The 21572-nt window shown below is 36.6% G+C and carries 22 protein-coding genes; 9 read left to right on the top strand and 13 right to left on the bottom strand.

Features of this window, described 5'->3' with window-relative positions:
- The first annotated feature begins 7 nt into the window (after positions 1 to 7).
- From CRO54_RS16675 to rfbA, 7 genes are all read left to right on the top strand, one after another.
- Positions 8 to 2107 (top strand): peptidylprolyl isomerase, encoded by a 2100-nt coding sequence (locus tag CRO54_RS16675; protein WP_097133228.1) that lies wholly within the window; start codon positions 8 to 10, stop codon positions 2105 to 2107.
- A 117-nt stretch (positions 2108 to 2224) separates the two neighbouring features.
- Positions 2225 to 2740, top strand: coding sequence for a DUF2480 family protein (locus CRO54_RS16670; RefSeq protein ID WP_097133227.1), 516 nt, complete (start codon positions 2225 to 2227; stop codon positions 2738 to 2740).
- 104 nt (positions 2741 to 2844) lie between these two features.
- The gene (locus CRO54_RS16665) at positions 2845 to 3618 is read left to right on the top strand and encodes a DUF3108 domain-containing protein (protein ID WP_097133772.1); all 774 of its coding nucleotides are present in this window, start codon (positions 2845 to 2847) and stop codon (positions 3616 to 3618) included.
- 136 nt (positions 3619 to 3754) lie between these two features.
- On the top strand, positions 3755 to 4321 hold the full coding sequence (locus CRO54_RS16660; protein ID WP_097133226.1) for a DUF3109 family protein: 567 nt from the start codon (positions 3755 to 3757) through the stop codon (positions 4319 to 4321).
- A gap of 83 nt (positions 4322 to 4404) precedes the next feature.
- Positions 4405 to 5457: a dTDP-glucose 4,6-dehydratase gene (rfbB, locus tag CRO54_RS16655; RefSeq protein ID WP_097133225.1), complete on the top strand. Its 1053-nt coding sequence runs from the start codon at positions 4405 to 4407 to the stop codon at positions 5455 to 5457.
- Positions 5458 to 6321 (top strand): dTDP-4-dehydrorhamnose reductase, encoded by an 864-nt coding sequence (gene rfbD, locus CRO54_RS16650; RefSeq protein ID WP_097133224.1) that lies wholly within the window; start codon positions 5458 to 5460, stop codon positions 6319 to 6321.
- Between the two features lie 10 nt (positions 6322 to 6331).
- Positions 6332 to 7192 carry a glucose-1-phosphate thymidylyltransferase RfbA gene (gene rfbA / locus CRO54_RS16645; RefSeq protein ID WP_097133223.1) on the top strand — a complete coding sequence of 287 codons (861 nt, stop codon included), beginning with the start codon at positions 6332 to 6334 and terminating at the stop codon, positions 7190 to 7192.
- Positions 7193 to 7256: 64 nt separating this feature from the next.
- Here the strand turns inward: rfbA and CRO54_RS16640 are convergent, their stop codons facing one another.
- The 11 genes from CRO54_RS16640 to CRO54_RS16590 all read right to left on the bottom strand — a co-directional run bounded on the left by CRO54_RS16640 (position 7257) and on the right by CRO54_RS16590 (position 18976).
- Positions 7257 to 8996 (bottom strand): ABC transporter ATP-binding protein, encoded by a 1740-nt coding sequence (locus CRO54_RS16640; protein WP_097133222.1) that lies wholly within the window; start codon positions 8994 to 8996, stop codon positions 7257 to 7259.
- 100 nt (positions 8997 to 9096) lie between these two features.
- Entirely contained in the window at positions 9097 to 9660 is a 564-nt protein-coding gene (gene frr, locus CRO54_RS16635; protein WP_097133221.1) for a ribosome recycling factor, read from the bottom strand.
- A 45-nt stretch (positions 9661 to 9705) separates the two neighbouring features.
- Positions 9706 to 10413, bottom strand: coding sequence for a UMP kinase (gene pyrH, locus CRO54_RS16630; RefSeq protein WP_097133220.1), 708 nt, complete (start codon positions 10411 to 10413; stop codon positions 9706 to 9708).
- A gap of 25 nt (positions 10414 to 10438) precedes the next feature.
- The gene (nagA, locus tag CRO54_RS16625) at positions 10439 to 11554 is read right to left on the bottom strand and encodes an N-acetylglucosamine-6-phosphate deacetylase (RefSeq protein WP_097133219.1); all 1116 of its coding nucleotides are present in this window, start codon (positions 11552 to 11554) and stop codon (positions 10439 to 10441) included.
- Between the two features lie 53 nt (positions 11555 to 11607).
- Complete coding sequence (locus CRO54_RS16620; RefSeq protein WP_097133218.1) at positions 11608 to 14073, bottom strand: tetratricopeptide repeat protein; 2466 nt, start codon at positions 14071 to 14073, stop codon at positions 11608 to 11610.
- Between the two features lie 126 nt (positions 14074 to 14199).
- Positions 14200 to 15045 carry a translation elongation factor Ts gene (gene tsf / locus CRO54_RS16615; RefSeq protein WP_097133217.1) on the bottom strand — a complete coding sequence of 282 codons (846 nt, stop codon included), beginning with the start codon at positions 15043 to 15045 and terminating at the stop codon, positions 14200 to 14202.
- 104 nt (positions 15046 to 15149) lie between these two features.
- Entirely contained in the window at positions 15150 to 15974 is an 825-nt protein-coding gene (gene rpsB, locus CRO54_RS16610) for a 30S ribosomal protein S2 (RefSeq protein ID WP_097133216.1), read from the bottom strand.
- Between the two features lie 21 nt (positions 15975 to 15995).
- On the bottom strand, positions 15996 to 16382 hold the full coding sequence (rpsI, locus tag CRO54_RS16605; protein ID WP_097133215.1) for a 30S ribosomal protein S9: 387 nt from the start codon (positions 16380 to 16382) through the stop codon (positions 15996 to 15998).
- 22 nt (positions 16383 to 16404) lie between these two features.
- A complete protein-coding gene (gene rplM / locus CRO54_RS16600; protein ID WP_097133214.1) occupies positions 16405 to 16848 on the bottom strand; it encodes a 50S ribosomal protein L13 in 444 nt (147 codons plus the stop codon).
- A gap of 386 nt (positions 16849 to 17234) precedes the next feature.
- On the bottom strand, positions 17235 to 17774 hold the full coding sequence (locus tag CRO54_RS16595) for an ORF6N domain-containing protein (RefSeq protein ID WP_097133213.1): 540 nt from the start codon (positions 17772 to 17774) through the stop codon (positions 17235 to 17237).
- A gap of 119 nt (positions 17775 to 17893) precedes the next feature.
- On the bottom strand, positions 17894 to 18976 hold the full coding sequence (locus CRO54_RS16590; protein WP_097133212.1) for a DUF4407 domain-containing protein: 1083 nt from the start codon (positions 18974 to 18976) through the stop codon (positions 17894 to 17896).
- 177 nt (positions 18977 to 19153) lie between these two features.
- On the opposite strand from CRO54_RS16590, the gene CRO54_RS16585 reads away from it, so the two are divergent.
- Positions 19154 to 19471, top strand: a complete 318-nt coding sequence (locus CRO54_RS16585; protein ID WP_097133211.1) for a rhodanese-like domain-containing protein — start codon at positions 19154 to 19156, stop codon at positions 19469 to 19471.
- 85 nt (positions 19472 to 19556) lie between these two features.
- Positions 19557 to 19760 (top strand): DUF6358 family protein, encoded by a 204-nt coding sequence (locus CRO54_RS21525; RefSeq protein WP_097133210.1) that lies wholly within the window; start codon positions 19557 to 19559, stop codon positions 19758 to 19760.
- A 67-nt stretch (positions 19761 to 19827) separates the two neighbouring features.
- Here the strand turns inward: CRO54_RS21525 and CRO54_RS16575 are convergent, their stop codons facing one another.
- Complete coding sequence (locus CRO54_RS16575; RefSeq protein WP_097133209.1) at positions 19828 to 20112, bottom strand: helix-turn-helix transcriptional regulator; 285 nt, start codon at positions 20110 to 20112, stop codon at positions 19828 to 19830.
- Between the two features lie 355 nt (positions 20113 to 20467).
- Positions 20468 to 21499: a dipeptide epimerase gene (locus tag CRO54_RS16570; RefSeq protein ID WP_097133208.1), complete on the bottom strand. Its 1032-nt coding sequence runs from the start codon at positions 21497 to 21499 to the stop codon at positions 20468 to 20470.
- Positions 21500 to 21572: the final 73 nt, after the last annotated feature.

Below are 21572 nucleotides of genomic sequence, written 5' to 3'. Positions count from 1 at the left end.
GAATAATATGGGTTTAATGACTTTCATGCGTACCAAAATGGGCTATTTCTTGGTAGGAGGTATCGCAGTAGTATTGGCGTTATTTGTTTTAGAACCGCTATTGCAACAAGGTACTGCAATATTTGGTGCAAGTTCAAGAACCGAGGTAGGTTCTATTGACGGTGAAGCTATTAAATACGAGCAGTTTAATACAAAAGTAGAACAAACTTCTGCTCAATTCAAGCAACAATATGGTGGCGTAATGAATCCACAGATGCAAGCTATGGCAGTTGACCAAGCATGGCAGTCGGAAATTGCTACGGTAGTTTTAGGTAAAGAATTTGATCGTGTTGGTTTAACTGTTTCTGCAGATGAGCTTTTTGATTTAATTCAAGGTAAAACTCCAAGCCCATTAATTACACAATATTTTGGTAATCCTCAAACTGGTGAGTTCGATAGAACAGCAGTAATCACTTCTTTGAAATCAAGAAACCAAAACCCCCAATTGGCTCAACAATGGTTAATGTTGGAAAGTGAAATCGAAAAACAAGCTTTGCAACAAAAATATACCAAGTTAATCAGCAATTCTGTTTACGTTTCTAGCTTAGAAGCTAACGACGAGTACGTAAACCGTAACAAATTGGTAAACTTCAAATATGTAAACCTTGATTACAGCTCTATTTTAGATGCTAACGTTAAATTGACAGATGCAGACTACAAAGAGTATTACGAAGAAAACAAGAAACGTTTCGACAATCCTCAAGAATCAAGAGATTTGCAATATGTATCTTTCAGCATTCAGCCAACTGCAGCTGATAGTGCATTAGTAAAAACTCAAGTAGAAAAATTAGCCGCTGATTTCAAAACAACACCTAATGATTCATTATTTGCGGCTAATAACTCTGACGTTAAAGTCCCTTACACTTACCTTTCTAAAGGTAAATTAGACCCAGCGGTAGATTCAGTAATCTTCAACTATTCAGCTGGCAGTTTCTACGGACCTAAATTTTCGGGTAACTCTTACAAATTAGTTAAAGTAATCGATAGCCGTTTCTCTCCTGATTCGGTAAAAGCTAGCCATATATTAATCAATCCAGCTCAAGTTGGTGGAGATGATAAAGGACTTAAACTAGCAGATTCATTGAAAAAATTAGCGCAAGGCGGAAGTAACTTCGCTGAATTAGCTAAAAAATATAGCGTTGATGGTTCTAAAGATCAAGGTGGTGATTTAGGTACATTTGCACGTGGTGCAATGGTTCCTGAGTTTGAGAATGCAGCTTTTGATGGCCGTGCTGGTGATATCAAAGTGGTAAAATCTCAATTTGGTATCCACGTTATCAAAATCGAAAAACAAGTAGGTTCTTCTAAAGTAGTTAAGTTGGCTTATATCGAGAAAACTTTAGCTCCTAGTCAAAAAACTAGAGATATCGCTTACAAAAAAGCAACAGCTTTCTTGGCAGAAGTTAAATCTGATAGCTTTAGTACTTTAGCTAAAAAACAAGGATATACTGTTGGTTTAGCTGATAGAATTACTGCAACTCAAGGATATGCTCCAGGTTTAGATAATCCTCGTCAGTTGATTAGAGACGCTTACGATGCAGATAAGGGAGAAGTTTTAGCTCAGGTTTATAACATGGATAATGCTTACGTAGTTGCTCAAGTAACTAGCATTAAACCTAAAGGTCAGTTATCTTTAGAAGATGTGAAAAAACAAATCGAGCCTCAAGTTTTAAATGCTAAGAAAGCTAAAATGTTAACTGAGAAATTTGATAAAGCATTATCAGGCGCTTCAAGTATCGATGCTGTAGCCTCTAAGGTAGGTAAAACGGCCGTTCCAGTTCAAAATATGGTATTTGCTAACCCAATCATTCCAGGTTTATCACAAGAAAATAAAGTGGTAGGTTCTGTATTTGGTTCTCAGGCTGGTAAATTATCTAAAGCGATTACTGGCGATAGAGGTGTATATGTATTCGTTGTAGAAGGATTTACAAATCCAGCTCCTTTAGCAAATACATTTAAACAAAAAGAAAGTATGCTAATGAACATTAGCCAACGTGCTCTAGGTAGTGCTTTCCAAGCATTGCAAGAGAAAAGCGATATAAAAGACAATAGAGTGAAATTCTATTAATCTTATTTACTTAATTTTGTAGCCGTCCCGATTTTATATCAGGACGGTTTTTTATTTTAAGGAAATCGGTTTGGGCTTAGCTCTTAACTTTTGACTTTACACTTTTGACTTTGCAAAATGGATATTCAAGAAAACATCGTAAATAAAGTTGCTGCCAGCGGGCTAATCACCTTTAACCTAGAAGACCATCTAGAAAATGGAGAACGTGTGCTGTATGATATAAAAGACAATCTGTTTCACGGATTGATGTTGAGGGAAAAAGATTTTCGTGAGTTTGTAAAGGAACACGACTGGCAACAATATCAAGGAAAAAATGTAGCGATTACCTGCACTGCTGATGCAATTGTTCCTACTTGGGCTTATATGTTGCTAGCCAATAAAATGAAGCCTTATGCAAACGAAATTGTGTTTGGTGATTTAGATTTATTGGATACTCAACTATTCTCTAAAGCATTGGCAAAAGTGAATTTGGAAGATTATGCTGGACAGAGAGTAGTGATAAAAGGCTGTGCTAATCCTCAGATTCCAGTTTCTGCTTATGTAGAAATTACGGCATTGCTTACCCCTGTAGTGAAAAGTATCATGTACGGAGAACCTTGTTCTACCGTTCCAATTTACAAGAGAAAGGACTAATTACACTACATTTAATAACCAAAAGGTTTAAAATTTAACAAATGTTAACAGCTCATACTACCAGTATCTCTAAAAATTGGATTGCTTTTTGTTTTAATGTGGTTATGAGAAGATTAATGTTAATGTTTTTTTTTATTGCAATCTGCAAGTTTGGGTTTGCTCAAGAACTTCCTATAAAGAAAGAGGCAGCTTTTAAAGAAGGAGAACAGCTAACATACAAATTAAAGTATGGTTTTATAACGGCCGCAGAAGCAACTATAAAAGTAGAAGCTACGGATATGAAGTTTGACGGGAAACCTACTTTCAAGCTGGTGGTAGATGCTCGTACTTCTGGTACTTTTGATGTGTTCTATAAAATTAGAGATCATTATGATTCCTATATCGATAAAACGGAACTAACTCCTTATTTCTATCAAGAAGATGTAAGAGAAGCTAAATATCGTAGACAAGACAAGGCTAGGTTTTATCAAGATGGGAAAAAAGTAGTAGCTAATAAAGGAACTTTTACTACGCCAACTACACAAACTTTCGATCTCGTATCGGCTTATTATTTTGCTCGTAGCTTAGATATGACCAAGATTAAGATTAATGATACCTTCAAGCTAAACTATTTTCTTAGCGACGAGATTTCAGCTTTAGAGATTCAGTACATAGGTAAGGAAACTATTAAGACTAAGCTAGGGAGCATTAATTGCCTTAAATTTAGTCCGTCTATAAAACCTGGGCGTATTTTTAAAAAGGATAGTAAGTTGTACCTTTGGATCACCGATGATGGCAACCGTGTTCCAGTAAAGGCGCAGGTTGAAATTTTAGTTGGTTCTGTAACGTTAGAAATAAAGTCCGCAGAAGGGTTAAAATATCCCATAGGCAAAGGTTAATTTTTGATTTGGTTAATCGGTTAATTGTTTTAATCGCTTAACTGTAGAGCAAAATGATTAAGCACAACTGTTAGCTAATTATTTTGGATCAAGTAACAGTTAACCAATTACAAAGTTTAAACAATTAACCGTTAAAATGATAGAAGTTCAAAGTACCTTAGTGCATGAGGATCTAATTAATGAAGATTTCGTATGTAACTTAAGTAAGTGTAAGGGGATTTGTTGTGTGGAGGGAGATTCAGGTGCGCCTCTTGAGCAATCAGAAAAAGCTATTTTAGAAGAAATTTATCCTAAGATAAAGCATTTATTAGCGCCCAAGGGTATTGAGGCAATCGAAGAATATGGGACTTCTGTACTGGATTTAGATGGCGATTTAACGACACCCTGCGTAGATGGAAATAAAGAATGTGCTTATGTCACTTTCGAAAACGGCATTACCAAATGCGCTATCGAAAAGGCTTATGAAGAAGGAATCGTAGATTGGAAAAAACCTATCTCTTGCCACTTATATCCAATTAGAATTACCCAATATCCAGAATTCGAAGTCTTGAATTACGATAGATGGCATATCTGTAAAGATGCTTGTTCTTTTGGTAGAGAACTTAAAGTGCCAGTTTATAAATTTTTAAAAGACCCATTGACTAGAAAATATGGTGCTGAATGGTATGCTGAATTAGAGGAAGTAGTTTCTGCAGAATCGTAATTTACATTTATCACTTTCAGTATTAATGTCTTTGTTACTAAATACATTATTATATTTTTGTAGTTGATATTAGAAATATTGCTTTGAAAAAAATATTAATCACAGGTGGAGCAGGTTTTATTGGCTCACACGTTGTACGCAGGTTTGTAAATAACTATCCAAACTATCAAATTGTAAATCTTGATGCATTAACCTATGCGGGAAATTTAGCTAATCTAAAAGATATCGAGGATAGGCCAAATTACAGCTTTGTTAAAATAAATATTACTGATGCTGCTGCTATCAATGATTTATTTAAAGATGAGAACTTTGATGCAGTTATCCATTTGGCGGCAGAAAGCCATGTAGACCGGTCAATTGCCGACCCAACTGCGTTTGTAATGACGAATGTAATTGGTACGGTAAATCTTTTGAATGCCGTTAGAGAGTATTGGAAAGGTGATTACGATAAGAAGAGATTTTATCATGTAAGTACTGATGAAGTGTACGGAGCTTTGGGAGAAGAGGGAATGTTTACGGAAACTACCGCTTACGATCCACACAGTCCTTATTCTGCTTCTAAAGCAAGTTCAGACCATTTTGTACGAGCTTACCATGATACTTACGGACTGGATTGTGTAATTTCTAATTGTTCTAACAATTATGGCTCGCATCACTTTCCTGAGAAGTTGATTCCATTAGCAATCAATAACATTAAAAATAATAAACCTGTGCCCGTTTATGGCAAAGGCGAAAATGTGAGAGATTGGCTTTGGGTAGAAGATCACGCAAGAGCTATTGATGTAATTTTTCATCAAGCTAAAACTGGCGAAACTTATAATATTGGCGGGCATAACGAGTGGAAAAACATCGACTTAATCCACTTGTTGTGTAAAATAATGGACCAAAAATTAGGGCGTGAAGCGGGCGAATCTGCAAAGCTGATTACTTTTGTAACCGATAGAGCTGGTCACGATTTACGTTACGCCATCGATTCTACTAAACTTCAAGAAAGATTAGATTGGGTACCGAGTTTACAATTTGAAGAAGGTTTAGAGAAAACGGTAGAATGGTATTTGTCTAACGAAGAATGGTTAAATAACGTGACTTCAGGTAATTATCAGTCATATTACGAAAAACAATATAATCATAAATAGATGGCAAAGGTACTGGTAATAGGTGCTGGCGGTCAGCTAGGGCAATGCATTAAAAAAATTGTTGCGCAAAGAGGCATTGCAGATGTTGTTTTTCCAGAAGAAGGCGCTGCAAACATTCTGAATGTAGAAGACCTTTCAATGTTGTTTAATCAAGAAAGACCTGCTTACGTCATTAATTGTGCAGCCTATACAGCAGTTGATAAAGCTGAAGACGAAGCGGATATTGCAAAGGCTGTAAATGAGACTGGAGCTAGAAATCTGGCTAAATTATGTAAGCAACATCAGGCAACATTAGTTCATGTTTCTACAGATTTTGTATTTGAAGGTAGCGAAGTTAAGCTGCTAAAAGAAGATGATATCGCTGAGCCAATCAATGTATATGGCGTTACAAAGTTGGATGGAGAACTAGCTGTTGTTGAAGAGCTAGATCAACATGTTATTTTACGTACCAGTTGGTTATATTCTGAGTTTGCTAATAACTTTGTTAAAACAATGTTGAAACTAGGTGCCGATCGTGATGAGTTGAACATCATTGCTGATCAAGTAGGTACGCCAACATATGCTATCGACTTGGCAAATGCTATTTTTGATATCATTCAAAATCCTGAAAAGAAATACGGTATTTACCATTTCAGTAACGAAGGTGTAACTTCATGGTATGATTTTGCAAAGGCTATTTTTGATTATAGCGGAACGGATGTGAAAGTAAATCCAATCCCTACAAGTGCTTACCCTACAAAAGCAAAACGACCACACTTTTCAGTGATGGATAAAACTAAAATTAAAGTAGATTACAACATTCAAGTTCCTTATTGGTTAGATAGCCTGAAGGTTTGTATCGATGCTTTAAAATCAATAAACTAAATCTCTCTGTATGAAAGGAATAATATTAGCTGGCGGAAGCGGCACAAGATTGCATCCATTAACCTTGGCAACCAGCAAGCAAATGATGCCTGTTTACGATAAGCCAATGATTTATTATCCGTTGTCAACGCTAATGTTGGCAGGGATTAGTGAGATTTTGATTATTTCTACACCTCATGATTTGCCAAACTTTGAAAAGTTGTTGGGCGATGGCAGCACATTGGGTTGTAAATTCAGTTATGCTGTACAGCCAGAACCAAACGGTTTAGCGCAAGCTTTTGTAATTGGTGAAGAATTTATCGGTAAAGATAAAGTTGCTTTGGTTTTGGGTGATAATATCTTTCATGGAGATGGCATGGCTAAATTGCTGCAAAACAGTTCTAATCCACATGGAGGGGTCGTTTTTGCTTATCAAGTATCAGATCCGGAAAGATATGGTGTGGTTGAGTTCGATAAAGATAATAATGCAATATCTATTGAAGAAAAACCAGCACAACCAAAATCTGATTATGCCGTTCCTGGTTTATATTTCTATGATAATGATGTGGTAGAAATCGCAAAAAATATCAAACCATCACCTCGTGGCGAGTACGAAATTACTGATGTAAATAAGGTTTATTTAGAAAGTGGAAAATTAAAAGTAGGTGTTTTAAGTAGGGGTACAGCTTGGCTAGATACGGGAACTTTTGCTTCTTTAATGCAGGCCGGCCAATTCGTTCAAATCATTGAAGAAAGACAAGGTCTGAAAATCGGATGTATCGAAGAGATAGCTTACAGAATGGGGTACATTACCGCGGAGCAATTAAAAGAAATAGCTAAGCCATTAGTAAAAAGTGGTTACGGCGAATATCTATTAAAGATTTTGAAATAATCATCAATAGCTATTATCATAAAAAAAGCGTCCGATTTTAAAATCTGGACGCTTTTTTTACAAATTATCTTTCTCCAACCTGCTGCCTCCACATAGCGTAGTAAAGGCCTTTTTCTTCTACTAGGTCTTCATGTCTACCTTGCTCTATAATTTTGCCTTTTTCTAATACGAAAATTCGATCTGCATGGCGGATAGTCGATAAACGATGGGCAATTAAAATGGTAATTTGCTCACTCAACTTAGAAACATCCTTAATTGTTGCTGTAATTTCTTCCTCTGTAATAGAATCTAACGAAGAAGTAGCTTCATCAAATACCAAAATATCTGGATTGCGTAGCAAAGCTCTAGCGATAGATAAGCGTTGTTTTTCTCCTCCAGAAACTTTAACACCACCTTCGCCAATCACGCTATCCAAACCTTTGTCGGCTCTAGCTAGCAAGGTATGGCATGCCGCCTGACGAAGTACTTTCAAGCACTCTTCATCTGTTGCGCTTGGTTTTACGAACTGCAGATTTTCTCTAATTGTACCAGAGAATAGTTGTGTATCTTGAGTTACAAAACCAATTTTTTCTCTCAATAGGTCTAGGTTAATTTCTTTGCCAGAAATGTTGTTGTAAAAAACATCACCTTCTACAGGTTGATAAAGCCCCACCAATAATTTTACTAAGGTAGTTTTTCCGGAGCCTGAGGGACCAACAAAAGCAATAGTTTCGCCTTTGTTTACACTAAAGTTGATATGATTTAGGGCATTTGTTTTACCAGTAAGATGTTTAAAGCTGATATCGTTAAAAGTCAGTTGTTCGATCTTGCTTAAAGGCTTAGGATTTTCCGGCTTTTTATCAATAGGTGTGCTTAAGATAGATTTAAATCTGCCCAATGATACTTCCGCTTCTCTCCAAGTTAAAATCACATTACCGAGCTCCTGCAGCGGTCCAAACAAAAAGAACGAATAGAATAAGAAGGAGAAGTATTGTCCTGCGGATATCGTGTCTTCAAAAATGAGTATTAGCAATACCACAATCATTATACTTCTAACTAAGTTAACCGTAGTGCCTTGTACAAAGCTCATGCTACGTACATATTTTACCTTACGTAATTCTAGACCTAAAATTTTGTACGTAGTTTTATTTAATCTTTCAATTTCTTGATTCGCTAAACCTAAGCTTTTAACCAACTCAATGTTTCTCAGCGATTCTGTGGTAGAGCCAGCTAAAGAAGTAGTTTCAGCTACAATTGATTTTTGTATCGTTTTGATTTTTCTACTGAGGAACCAGCTAATGAAAGCGATGATTGGAATAGAAGCTACATAAACTAACGTTACTTTATAGCTTACAGACAGTGAGTAAACGATAACGAAAACCATTCCGATTAAGCTTACAAATAGAATGCTGATAAAGGAAGTGATGAACTTTTCACAGTCTACCCTCACCTTTTGTAAAATACCCAAAGTTTCGCCGCTTCGCTGGTCTTCAAATACTTGGTAAGGCAACTCTAAAGAGTGCTTTAATCCATCGGCATACATTTTGGCACCAACTTTTTGTACAATGATGTTAGTGAAATAATCTTGGAAGTTTTTGGCAATTCTCGAAACCATGGCAGCTCCAATAGCTAAGCCAACTAGTCCAAGTACTCCCCAAATATATTCTGAACGGTTAAGGATGTCTTTCTTTTCAATAAATCGATCTACGATTTGCCCAGTAAAATAAGGGTCCATTAAGGAGAAACCAATATTTATTGCGGCTAAAAATAAGGCAAGCACCACCACCCACTTGTGTGTTTTTAGATACTCGAGTAATAAATTCATTTTTGTTTTGTGATTTGGAATGCAAAAATATAAAAAGGGAATGTAGCATAACCACATTCCCTTTTATATTACAATTTAACGATATTGTTAAAGCAAAAGCTTAAACCGTCATGATATCTTTTTCTTTTAATTCTGCGTGCTTATCCACTTTAATGATATAAGCATCAGTAATTTTTTGAACTTCTGCTTCACCTGTTTTGATTTCATCATCAGATACACTTTCCGCTTTTAGCTTCTTGATTTTTTCGTTAGCATCTTTACGGATGTTACGAACAGTAATACGACCCCTCTCAGCTTCTTCCTTTACCTTTTTTACTAATTCCCGTCTACGCTCTTCTGTTAAAGGTGGTACAACCAAACGAATAATAGAACCATCGTTTTGTGGATTGATACCAATGTTAGCTTCCATAATTGCTCTTTCGATAGGAACTAACATATTTTTTTCCCATGGTTGGATAATCAAAGTACGGGCATCTGGTGTATTGATAGCTCCTACTTGTGCTAATGGCGTTGCATTGCCATAGTAGTCCACCATAATTCCATCTAACATTCCAGCAGAAGCTTTTCCTGCTCTAATTTTTGTTAATTCTGATTCGCAATGTGCAATGGCTTTATCCATTGTGGCTTGCGCTTCTGTTAACTGTTTCTTTATGAGGTCATTCATTGTTCTGTGTGATTTTGTACAAAAATATAAAATAATGCTCAGAAATTAACCTTTAACCAAAGTTCCAATTTCTTCACCTTGGGCAATTTTCATGAAGTTTCCAGCTTTGTTCATATCGAATACAATAATTGGCAAGTGGTTTTCCTCACAAAGCGTAAAGGCTGTCATGTCCATTACATTAAGGTCTTTGGCATAAACTTCTTTAAACGATAAAGTTTGGTACTTAGTTGCTGTAGGATCTTTCTCCGGGTCTGCAGTATAAATACCATCTACACGAGTTCCTTTTAGCACCACATCGGCATTAATTTCTATTGCTCGTAGCGCTGCTGCAGAGTCGGTAGTGAAATAAGGATTTCCAGTTCCTGCGCCAAAAATAACGACACGTCCTTTTTCTAAGTGGCGTACAGCTCTTCTTCTTACAAATGGCTCACAAATTTGCTCCATTTTGATGGCAGAAAGCAAACGTGTTTTTAAACCTACTTTCTCTAAAGCATCTTGCAAGGCCATGCTGTTGATTACTGTTGCTAGCATGCCCATGTAATCAGCTTGTGCCCTGTCCATTCCAGATTTTTCAGCACTCAAGCCTCTAAAAATGTTTCCTCCGCCTATTACAATTGCAATTTCCAGACCTTGGTCGTGAACGGCTTTAATATCTTCGGCATACTGTTTAACTCTTTCATTGTCAATGCCATATTGTTTTTCTCCCATTAGGGATTCGCCGCTCAGTTTGAGGAGGATACGTTTGTACTTCATAAAAGGCAAAATTATCAAGTTTTTTTTAAATTGATGCTGCTTTATTGAGTTTAATTTCACTGCCTTTGTAAAATACCTGTGCTATATTCATATCTTCATCTAAGACAACAAAATTTGCTTCTGCATTAACAGCTAACTGGCCTATTTCGTTTTCTTTTTTTATCAGCTTTGATGGATAATATGTAGCCATGTTAATGGCATCTGATAGAGAAATTCCACAATATTTTACGCAGTTTTTAATAGACTGTAACATCGTCATCGCAGAACCTGATAGCGTTCCGTCTGGCATTACAAATTTGCCATCTACAGCATGATGCTGATAGGGACCGGTATGACATTCTGCAACTGCATCAGTAATTAGAAACAGGCGCTCTTTCATCACTTTCGCTGCAATATTTACCACTTCGAAATCAACATGTAAACCATCAACAATAATGCTAGCCATAGCCATTGGGTGGTTGAAAATCGCAGTTGGAATTCCAGGAGCACGATGTTGAAGTGGCGACATCGCATTAAACAAATGGGTAGTGGTTTGCACCCCTTGATTGTAAGCTTTGGTTGCTTGCTCAAAAGTAGCGCTACTGTGCCCTAAAGAAACAATAACATGATGGTCTAACAAATATTGTATTACTTTTTCATCTTGAAGTTCTGGAGCCAGCGTCATCATTTTAATGGTGCCGTCTCCAAAATCTAACAGTTGTTTAATTTCGTCTAAACTTGCCTTACGGATATATTCTTTTACATGAGCTCCTCTCTTTTCTGGGTTGATGAAAGGGCCTTCTAAGTGTAATCCCAAACAATTTCTAGCTTCGCTTCGGTACTCCTTAATAACAGAGATGCATTGATTGAAAACCTCTGGCGTATTGGTAGCCAAACAGATTAGGAAACTAGTAGTACCTTCTTGAAGTAGCTGATCTTCAATAATACGGATACTATCAGGATTTGGTTCTGCAGAAAATAATTTACCTCCTGCGCCATAAATTTGTAAGTCGATAAAGCCTGGAACGAGATATTTTTCTTCTACTTTTAAAGTGTCCGGATTTGCTTTAATTTCCTTAATTAAGCCATTTTCGAATGAAATATCTTGTTGTAGTTTTACTCCTTTTGGAAAATATAGATTTTGGTTTTGTAGCGATTGCATTTACAAGTTTACCAAATTAAACATGCTACAGCAATAGGTAGTTTTTACATTAGTTATTTGATAGGGTCCCATATCTTTGACGGAATTGCATCTTCACATGGACATTTACCAGAAGGAACAATTTGTTTTAATGATGCCGCAATCTTTTTTACATGTTCGGTATATGCAGCATCTGTGTGGGTGGTTTTCGCATGTGCTGCCATCGCACAAAAGGCCCAAGCTTGAGCATCATTGGGATGGGTTTGCATCTTATTTTTATACATCTCCGCCATTTGTAAATAGCCGTCGTTAGGCCCTGTGGTAGAGGTGTTTTCTGTTAAAGAGAGAATATCAGAATTGTTTTCATAACCCTTCTTAAATGTTTTAAGCTGGTTGTTAGGTAGTGCTTGTAAATAATAAACACCATATTTTGAAGTATAAGTATATAAATTGCCGCTAACTAGCGTATAATGATTGTCTGAGGCAGTTGGTTTGATATAAGTAATATAAAGCCCCTTGTCTTTATGGATAATATTTATTTTTACGTTGCCATTGCTATTTACATAAACTCCAGCCGTAACTGAACTGTTGCCGGTAGCAGAAGTGCCTTTTACACTACTTGAACCTAGAAAGTTAGAGAATTCTGGGGTGTTAGCAAAACTACCTAAAATGCTATTATTAGCTACAGCACCTGAAGCATTTTTAAGTGCGAGTGTATTTGCAAAGTTATTGTCTTTATTATCGGTAAGTACATCAGCCAACAATGCAGTTCCAAGTTGGGTGACGTCGGTGTTGTTCATTCCTAAATCTGAAGCTTGTTTTAACGCTACAGCTCCGCCAGCTAAAGTAAGGGATTTGCCAAGTATTTTGCCAAAATTGGCTCTTTTTTGAGCTTTGGCCAATTGCTCTTGCTCTAGTTGCTTGGCTGCTAATTCCTGAAGCTGAATTTTTTCTTTTTTAGCTTTTTCCAATCGAGCTAGATATACAGCGTCAGTACGCTCTCCATTGGTGAATTTTACATTTTCTTTAACTCCATTTACGGTAAGTATACCAGTGCCATGAGGTAATCCATCTTTAAAACTTCCTTGGTAGATACTTCCAGATTTTTCCTTGAAAGTACCAATGCCGTTAGGTTTGTTGTCTGTTAGAAGTCCCTCATATGTGCTTCCATCAGCATAGAGACATTTGCCTTGTCCATTGAGTTTGTTTGCTGCAAATTTTCCTGAAAACACATCACCGTTATCAACAGATTTTTTGCCAATACCGGAAAGCGTTCCGTTAAGAAAAGCACCACTATATTCCCAACCTTCATGTAAGTTTTTTAAAGTGCCAGATACAAGTGTACCTTTAACAAATACACCGTTTTCTACTTCATATAAATGGTTTTTACTCAAAGCTTTGCCCTTACCGTTTGCCAATCCTCCGGTAAATCCGCCCATATAATACCATCCGCTTTGTGTTCCGTAAACCTTCAACTTTTCAATCTGTTTAGCATTTGAGAGGTCATTAATCCAAGATTTGAGGGTTGAAGCCGACATATTTAAAAGGCTGTTATTACAGTTGAGATCTTTGGCCAAAGTAGCAGCTTCAGTTAACTTATTTGCCAGTACTTTGGTGTATGCTAAGGTGAATTTGGTTTCGCAGGTCTCTAATAGTATAGCGGCTTTTGCTGCATTTTGTTCGGCTAATGAAATGAGATCTGGATGATAAGCTTTGTTTTTGATAATGAGATCCGCTTGGTATTGATATATTTTCCACTTAGTAGATTCTGGTGCAGCATTAACAGCTTTTTGGAAGAGATTTTTCGCTTCATCTATTTTGCCATTTTTATGTGTAGCTAAAGCAAGTAGGGAGGTGTAACTGGCTTTGTCGGTTACTTCTGTGGCTACAGCTGATTTTTTTTCTACAGTAGCTACTGCAAGCGAAAACATTTTGATGGCGTTTTCATAGTCTTTTTCATTCATATCCAATTTACCGGCGAAAGCATAGGCGGCACTATTCTCTTTATCCGTTTCAATAGATTTATTCGTTAATACTTCAGCGGCATCTTGGTTTTTTTGTGGATCAATGGCGTAAAGATCTTCGGCCCATTTTAATAATGCCAAGCTTTTGTGTGTAGGATTATCTTGAACACTAGCTAGGAGTTGTAGATCTTTAATTGCAGCAATGTAATTCTTTTGAGTTTCGAAGGTTTTGGCTCTGTATAGTAAGGCCAATTGTACACTGTTGCTTGTTTTTAAGGGAAGTACTTCCTTAGCATTTACTTTAGAAACAGCATGGTTTAGTTGTTCTAGCGCTTTGTCGTAATTACCTAGTTGGTAGTGACAAAATCCCATTCGATAGAAAATCTCGTAATCTTCTTTTCCTTTACTTAAATCTAGAGCAACTGCTAAGCTTTTCAGTGCATCGTCATATTTCTTCTTTTCAATGAGTTCATTAGAGGTTTTAAGTTCTCGAGCTGCCTTATTGAAGAGTTGTGCATCGGCTATGCTTACCATAGCGAAAGTTAATAGTAGTAATAGGAAGATTTTTTTGGCCATGATTTCAATCTAAAAGCTTGAAATTGACTATAATAAATCGAATTTAAAATACTTAAAAGTAGGTATTTTAAACAAAAAAAGTCCCGACATGCTGTCGGGACTTTTTTATATCAAATTGCTTAAAAATTAAGCGCCTAATTGTACGCGTTTGAAAGCAGTAACCGTTAATCCTTTAACAGTATTGTCTAAGAATTTACGAACATCTACTGAACTATCTTTAACAAACTCTTGGTTTAATAAAGTACTGTCTTTGTAGAATTTATTCAATTTACCAGCAGCGATTTTCTCAACCATTTCTTCTGGTTTGCCTTCTTGACGGATAACATCTTTAGCAATCTCGATTTCACGCTCGATAGTAGCAGGATCTACACCTTCTTTATCAACAGCAACTGGGTTCATTGCAGCAATTTGCATTGCAACATCTTTACCAGCTTCAGTAATATCTACACCGTTAGCACCTTCAAATACTACTAAAACACCCATTTTACCGTTAGAGTGGATGTAAGAAACGATTTTCTCACCAGTGATATTTGCGTACTCTTGAATAACGATTTTCTCACCGATTTTACCAGTTAATTCAGTAATAGTTTCAGCAACTGTACGTCCATCTGCCAAAGTAATAGCTGATAATTCTTCAGCAGAAGCAGGATTGTTTGCAACTGCTGCAGCTAAAACAGCTTCAGCTAAATTACGGAAATCTTCAACTTTAGAAACTGGTTCAGTTTCGCAAGCTAAAGCAACTAATTTACCATTTGTACCATCTTCTGATACACTGATTGATACAAGACCTTCAGAAGTAGCGTTGCCAGAACGAGCAGCAGATACTTTTTGACCTTTTTTGCGCAATAAATCAACTGCAGCTTCGAAATCACCATTTGCCTCGATCAAAGCTTTTTTGCAATCCATCATGCCGGCACCTGTTTGTTGACGTAATTTGTTTACATCTGCCGCAGAAATTTGTACTGTAGACATCTTTAAAAATTTTATAAGTTTTTTTAAATGTTAAGAGTTGTAAGTTATCGGTTGCGGGACTAATCCCATAACACGAAACTCACAACTCAAAACTATAATTTTTATTAAGCTTCTGTGTTATCTTCTGATGAAGTTTCTGCTTCAGCAGTTTCTTTCTTCGCTTTTTTAGCTGGAGCCTCAGGAGCATCAGCAGCAGTTTTAGCCGCTACAGCTTCTTTTTCAGCCTCATCATCTTTTTCACGCTTACGCTCATCTAAACCTTCTTCAATAGCTTTAACAATGATGTCAGTAATCAATGAGATTGATTTTGTAGCATCATCATTCGCTGGAATAGGGAAATCGATGTTTGAAGGATCAGAGTTAGTATCAACCATTGCAAAAGTAGGAATGTTTAATTTCAAAGCTTCAGCAACTGCGATGTGCTCTTTCTTCACGTCGATTAAGAAGATAGCCGCAGGTAAACGGTTCAAATCAGCGATACCACCTAAAAGGCTTTCTAATTTGATACGCTCACGTTGGATCATTAAACGCTCTTTCTTAGAAAGAATCGAATAAGTACCATCTTTAGTCATCTTATCGATGTTAGCCATCTTTTTGATTGACTTACGTACAGTAGCAAAGTTAGTTAACATACCACCTAACCAACGCTCGGTTACGAAAGGCATGTTTACTTTCTTAGCTTGTTCTGCTACGATTTCTTTAGCTTGTTTTTTAGTAGCTACAAATAAGATCTTACGACCAGATTTAACGATTTGTTTAATCGCTGATGCAGCTTCTTCAGTTTTAGCTAAAGTTTTGTTTAAATCTATAATGTGGATACCATTACGCTCCATGAAGATGTAAGGAGCCATTTTTGGATTCCATTTACGGGTAAGGTGGCCAAAGTGTACACCTGCATCCAATAAGTCTTGATATGTTGTTCTTGCCATTGTTTTTGTCTCCTTAAAAGATTAACGTTTACTGAATTGGAATTTCTTACGAGCTTTCTTGCGTCCTGGTTTCTTACGCTCAACCATACGCATATCACGGGTTACTAACCCTTTAGCACGCAATGCAGATTTCTTATCAGCATCTAACTCAACAATAGCTTTCGCAATCGCTAAACGAACAGCCTCAGCTTGTCCTTTAACACCACCACCTGCTACATTTACGTTTACATCATATCTGCCAGTTAATTCAGAAACTTCGAATGATTGGTTAACGATGTATTGTAAAGGTAACGTTGGGAAATATTCTTTATGATCTTTACCGTTCACGGTAATAGTGCCGTTACCCTCTTTTAAATAGATACGAGCAACTGCTGTTTTTCTTCTACCAGAAGTATTTGTTGTTGACATTTCTTTTCTCTTTTACTTTTAATTAAAGTTTGATAGTTTTTGGCGATTGTGCAGCGTGAGGATGCTCAGCACCAGCATAAACAAATAAATTAGTGTATAATTTTTTGCCTAATTTGGTTTTAGGTAACATACCACGAACAGCTTTCTCTACAACACGTCTAGGGTGTTTTTCCAATAACTCTTTCGGAGAAATGAAACGTTGACCACCTGGATATCCAGTGTAACGAACATAAGTTTTATCAGTTAACTTGTTTCCTGTTAACTTGATTTTGTCTGCATTAATAACGATAACGTTATCACCGCAGTCTACGTGTGGGGTGTACTCTGGCTTGTTTTTACCTCTAATAATCATTGCGATCTTAGAAGACAAGCGCCCCAAAATCTCTCCTTCAGCATCAACTACAACCCATTGTTTATTAACGGTTTTAGCATTCGCAGAGACAGTTTTGTAACTTAACGTATTCACTTGCTTTTATTTAATTTGTTAAAAAATATATAATTCCCCAGTTTTTTAGGGACTGCAAAGATACGGAGAAAACTTTAAATACCAAATAGTTGACGTAGAAAATTTGGTTTTAAGTTTTAGGTTATAAGTTATAAGTGGTAAGATCATTAATTTGAAAAGCAAATTCAGAAGTTCTTTGGCTCCGAAAGTCTCGCTTTTCGTTGCAATCTTTTGCCATGTTCGTCATTGCGAGGAACGAAGCAATCTTAAACAAAAGTATTTCTACTTCAATCGGGTTTGGGAGGCAATTGCTGCATCAACTTTGTCAATCTTACTTTTCTATTCCCGAAGGGATCCACAGCAATCGGGTATTAAAATACAAAGCTTAAATATGATAAAAAAGGAACCTACAAATCATCAGATTTAAAACCAATTCTTTTTCTTGGCTGGTTTTCCTTATCAATTAGCTTATCCAAATAACTAAAAACAAGTTCAATATTCTTATCGTGGTTTTGGAGGTGTCTTTTAATGTCAGCTATTTCAAGTTTCAGTTCGGTGTGCTTGCTCAATAGGTTTCTCAACCTCGTAAAAATTCTTACAATTTGAATGTTTACTTGTATAGCCTGTTGGCTGTTTAAAATGCTTGATAACATTAACACGCCATGTTCGGTAAAAGCGAAGGGAGCATAACGCAATCCCATCTTATCAGAATTGGAGGTCACAAATTGTGACCTCCAATTCTCAAATTCACTTTTAGTTAGTTCAAACATAAAATCTTCTGGAAACCTGTCGATATTTCTCTTAACAGCTTGCTTTAAAACTTTTGTTTCCACACCATAAAGCTCTGCCAAATCGCGGTCTAGCATTACTTTTTGATTTCTTATTACATAAATTTTGTTCACAACAATATCATCTGATAGTATTGCAAGAGTTTGTTTTTTGGTCATAGGTATACCAAATATAAAAATATTTTGGATTTTGAAGTCGTAATTTGCGACCCCATTTAAAGGTTCGAGGTCACAATTTGTGACATCAAACGTGGTAGTTATTAAGATAGGCTCATTTATTATGATTTCAGCTCATCAACCCTTTGTTGTGCCCTAATGCCAACCCTAGTATCTTGAATTTGATCCGCTACCGTAATTTCCATATCACGGTCTTTGTCAGATAAATGTACCTGCACTTTTTCAGCGTTTTCGATGGCATGGTCGTAAGAACCTCTAGCGCTCATCAGTTTTACGAAAACGGGCAAACACTCAAAAAAGATAAACAACAATCCTATAAATGTAACAGCCAGCGAAGTATTCAGATCTTTTGTGCCATCTGCATTAAAGCTCAATTGGCCCAAGGCCCAGTTCCTATCTGCAAAGCCAGCAATGTTAGCTAAACTGTCTAATTGTTTAGTCGTATAAAGCTTTTCGCTCATCAAGCCATCAAATTGCTTGCGGCCGTCAATAAATCTTTCAGTTTTACGAAGGTCTGCTGTGAGTGTATCCAGATTTTGTTCACGTTGCTTCAGCTCGGCTTCCTTACGTTTGGCATATGGCCCATAGCCCATCACTCCCGATGTTTCTGTGGTTTTATTACCAAAAATCTCATAATTTAACTTCTGTCTATCGCTTTTTATGGCGGCGGCTAAAGAATCTCGCTGTGCTTTCTGGTCATTAAACTTGCTGATTTCGATGGTGTATTTCTTATCGAACGCTTTGTTTAAAGTGTCAATTTTAGAACGCTGACCATTTAGGTAGCTCACTTTCAACTTTTCTTTGATTTCTTTATCGAAAATTTTCAATTCCAAAGGTCGAGAAATTACGATACCAATCATGATGGCCAGTAAAATACGGGGCGTAGCTTGTAGCAGTTGTTTGTTAGAGCTCGCATTCTTATCTAAACTCCCTACAATGTAACGGTCCATGTTGAAGATGGCCAATCCCCAAATTAAACCAAAAAAGATAGAGAATAGCCATGCTAAATCTCCTCCTTTAAAGACAAAAATCATAGCATAACCACCAGATAGTGCAGCGAAAAGACCTGTGAAAAATATGGTTGCGCCAATGCCAACGTATTTATTGTGGTCTGTAGGATGTTTTTCGAGTGTATCGATGTGAGCTCCAGAGCAAAACCAAAGGAAGCGAGAAATGCGGTTCATTTTAACCAAATTAAAAATATCTATAGTTAAACGACTGGCAATCTCAAATGTTACAGTTGTGAACTAAATTAATTACAAGGGATAAAATGGGTAGTCAAAAAGTAAAAATACCGATGGAACGTTGCGCCTAAATTTATTAATGTCGTAATTCGTATCTTTGATAAAAACACAAAAACGATGAAAGAAGTTACAGTTCAAGACTTAAAACAAAAAATAGATAACAACGAGCCTTTCCAATTAATCGACGTTAGAGAGACTTTCGAATATGAAACCTCTAATTTGGATGGTTTAAATATCCCTTTGGGTGGTATTTTAATTGAGGCAGACAAAATTGATAGAGATAAACCAGTAATTGTGCAATGCCGCAGTGGTAAACGTAGTGCTGCTGCAATTATGCAGTTAGAGCAAGTACACGGTTTTGATAATTTACACAACTTAAAAGGTGGTATTTTAGCTTGGCAAGAGGCTTTTGATCCAAATATGCCAGTTTATTAATTTTGAATGGCTGAGTTTTGAATGACTGAATTGTGAGACACGCCATTCAATCATTCTCTAATTCAAAATTCAATCATTAAATTTTATGAAGAAAAAGATTTTTCTTAACGCCTTTTACAATTTAGCGTTAATACTCTGTATTCTCGGTGCTTTTTGGGCTTTCGAGAACAAGAGCCCTTTAATTTCAGTTTTTTTGGTCGCTATGATGGCGGCATTTCTATATTTGAAAATAAAATTGATTAAAGACCTGAAAAAAGAATTTAAAGAAGGACCTCCTCCACAGAAATAATTTACTGAGCTTGTTGTGTTCGTTTAATTGGATGCAACAGGCTCGGTTATTTTTAAGCTTGGTGTGGTTAATGCTGTACTGAACAACCCATACGCAGATAACTCACCGCATAACTGAGGCCTTCCTCATTCCCTTTCTCAAATATTTCTGCTGCTAGGCCAATCATATCTTTTAAAGGGATATTGAAAATGAGGCTCAATTGGTAGAGTTTTTCGATATCTACACTTACTCTGCCGTTTTCGATATTGGCGATAGTAGCCACAGTTACATTTAGCTTTTTAGCTACATACTCTTGCTTGTAATTAAGATGCTTTCTAAAAGCCTTAATTACTTTTCCGATGGTAGTTTTCATAGTTTAGATATACTAAAGTAATGATATCCTTTGCATTATCTAAACTTTTACCCTAAATATTTTATAGGGTAGTTTTTTTGGAGTGGATTGATTTGGTAGATACATTTGAGTACCTATAACAACCGGATATAAGAAGCAAGTTTTACTTTGACATACTTGGTTCTAGTCATCTAACACTGAAACCATGAAAAACAAGTATTTAAAAATTGTTACCTTAACATTGGTAGTATTGGTTCTTCTTTTATTAGCCTTTAATGTAGAAGAACTCTTAAAAACCTTGGGAATCAGTGGATAAAGCAAGAAGCCTGTTCAGCCTAAGCATATCTGTCATCATCCAATTTCTTAGTAATAGGTTTTAGCTAAACAAATTGGATTGAGGTCTTTTTAGTCCCAAACCTGGTAAATTTTCTAAAATATACTTGCCATCATTAAAAGCAGGCTGCTCGAAAGGATTATTTACAGTTAAAAAAGGTCCATCTAAATCTGCCCAATCACATAGAGGTGCTAAATGAGCACCAGCTAAAGTGGCTATTGAAGTTTCGCTCATGCAGCCAATCAAAACTTTCATGCCTAATTTACGGGCTCGTAAAATAGTTTGGTGACCTTCGTACATTCCAGTGCTTTTCATCAGTTTAATGTTAATGCCATGATAAGCACCTTTCAAGCTATCCAAATCTTTTAAGCGTTGCATTGCCTCGTCAGCAAGTAATGGAATAGGGCTACGTTGAGTTAACCAAGCATTGCCGTCTAAATCATTTTTGTCCATGGGCTGCTCTATTAAAACTACACCTTGTTCGTGCAGCCAATAAATCAAATCAATGGCTTTAATTCTGTCTTTCCAGCCTTGGTTGGCATCTACATATAGAGGTACATTGGTGACGCTGCGAATGGTTTCAATAATTTCTTTGTCATTATCTCTACCGAGCTTTACCTTAATCACTTTAAAGTCTTTAGCATCTTCCAGTTTTTTACGCAATACTTCTGGCGTATCAATGCCAATGGTGAAAGAAGTAACGGGCATTTTTTTAGGATCTGCTCCGAAAATTTCATAACAAGGTTTGCCTAACAGCTGACCATTCAAATCGTTTAATGCAATATCGATAGCTGCTTTAATAGCGGGATTGCCGGGTGCTAACTCATCCAGATATGCCATGATAGTTGCAAAGTCGAAAGGAAACTGAAAACGATTCCAATCTACTTTTTCCAAAAAAGCATTTGCCGTTTCATAACTTTCGCCCATGTAGGGCACCATGCTAGCCTCGCCATAGCCTATTTTGCCCTCGTGTTCCATCTTTAACAAAAATAAAGGTGTGCTAGTACGGGTAAATTTGGCAATCGAAAAGGGGTGCTTCAATTCTAATTCAAAGGCTTTGCAACTAATTTTCATCTTTAATCGTCTATATCATAAAAGCAAACATAGCCGATATTATATTTGTGAAAATTTTAAAAAGGAGGTGGCC

Source organism: Pedobacter xixiisoli (assembly GCF_900215335.1).
GTDB classification, from domain to species: domain Bacteria; phylum Bacteroidota; class Bacteroidia; order Sphingobacteriales; family Sphingobacteriaceae; genus Pedobacter; species Pedobacter xixiisoli.
The sequence above is the reverse complement of the archived record's forward strand: the minus strand, read 5'-3'. Positions and strand labels throughout refer to the sequence as shown.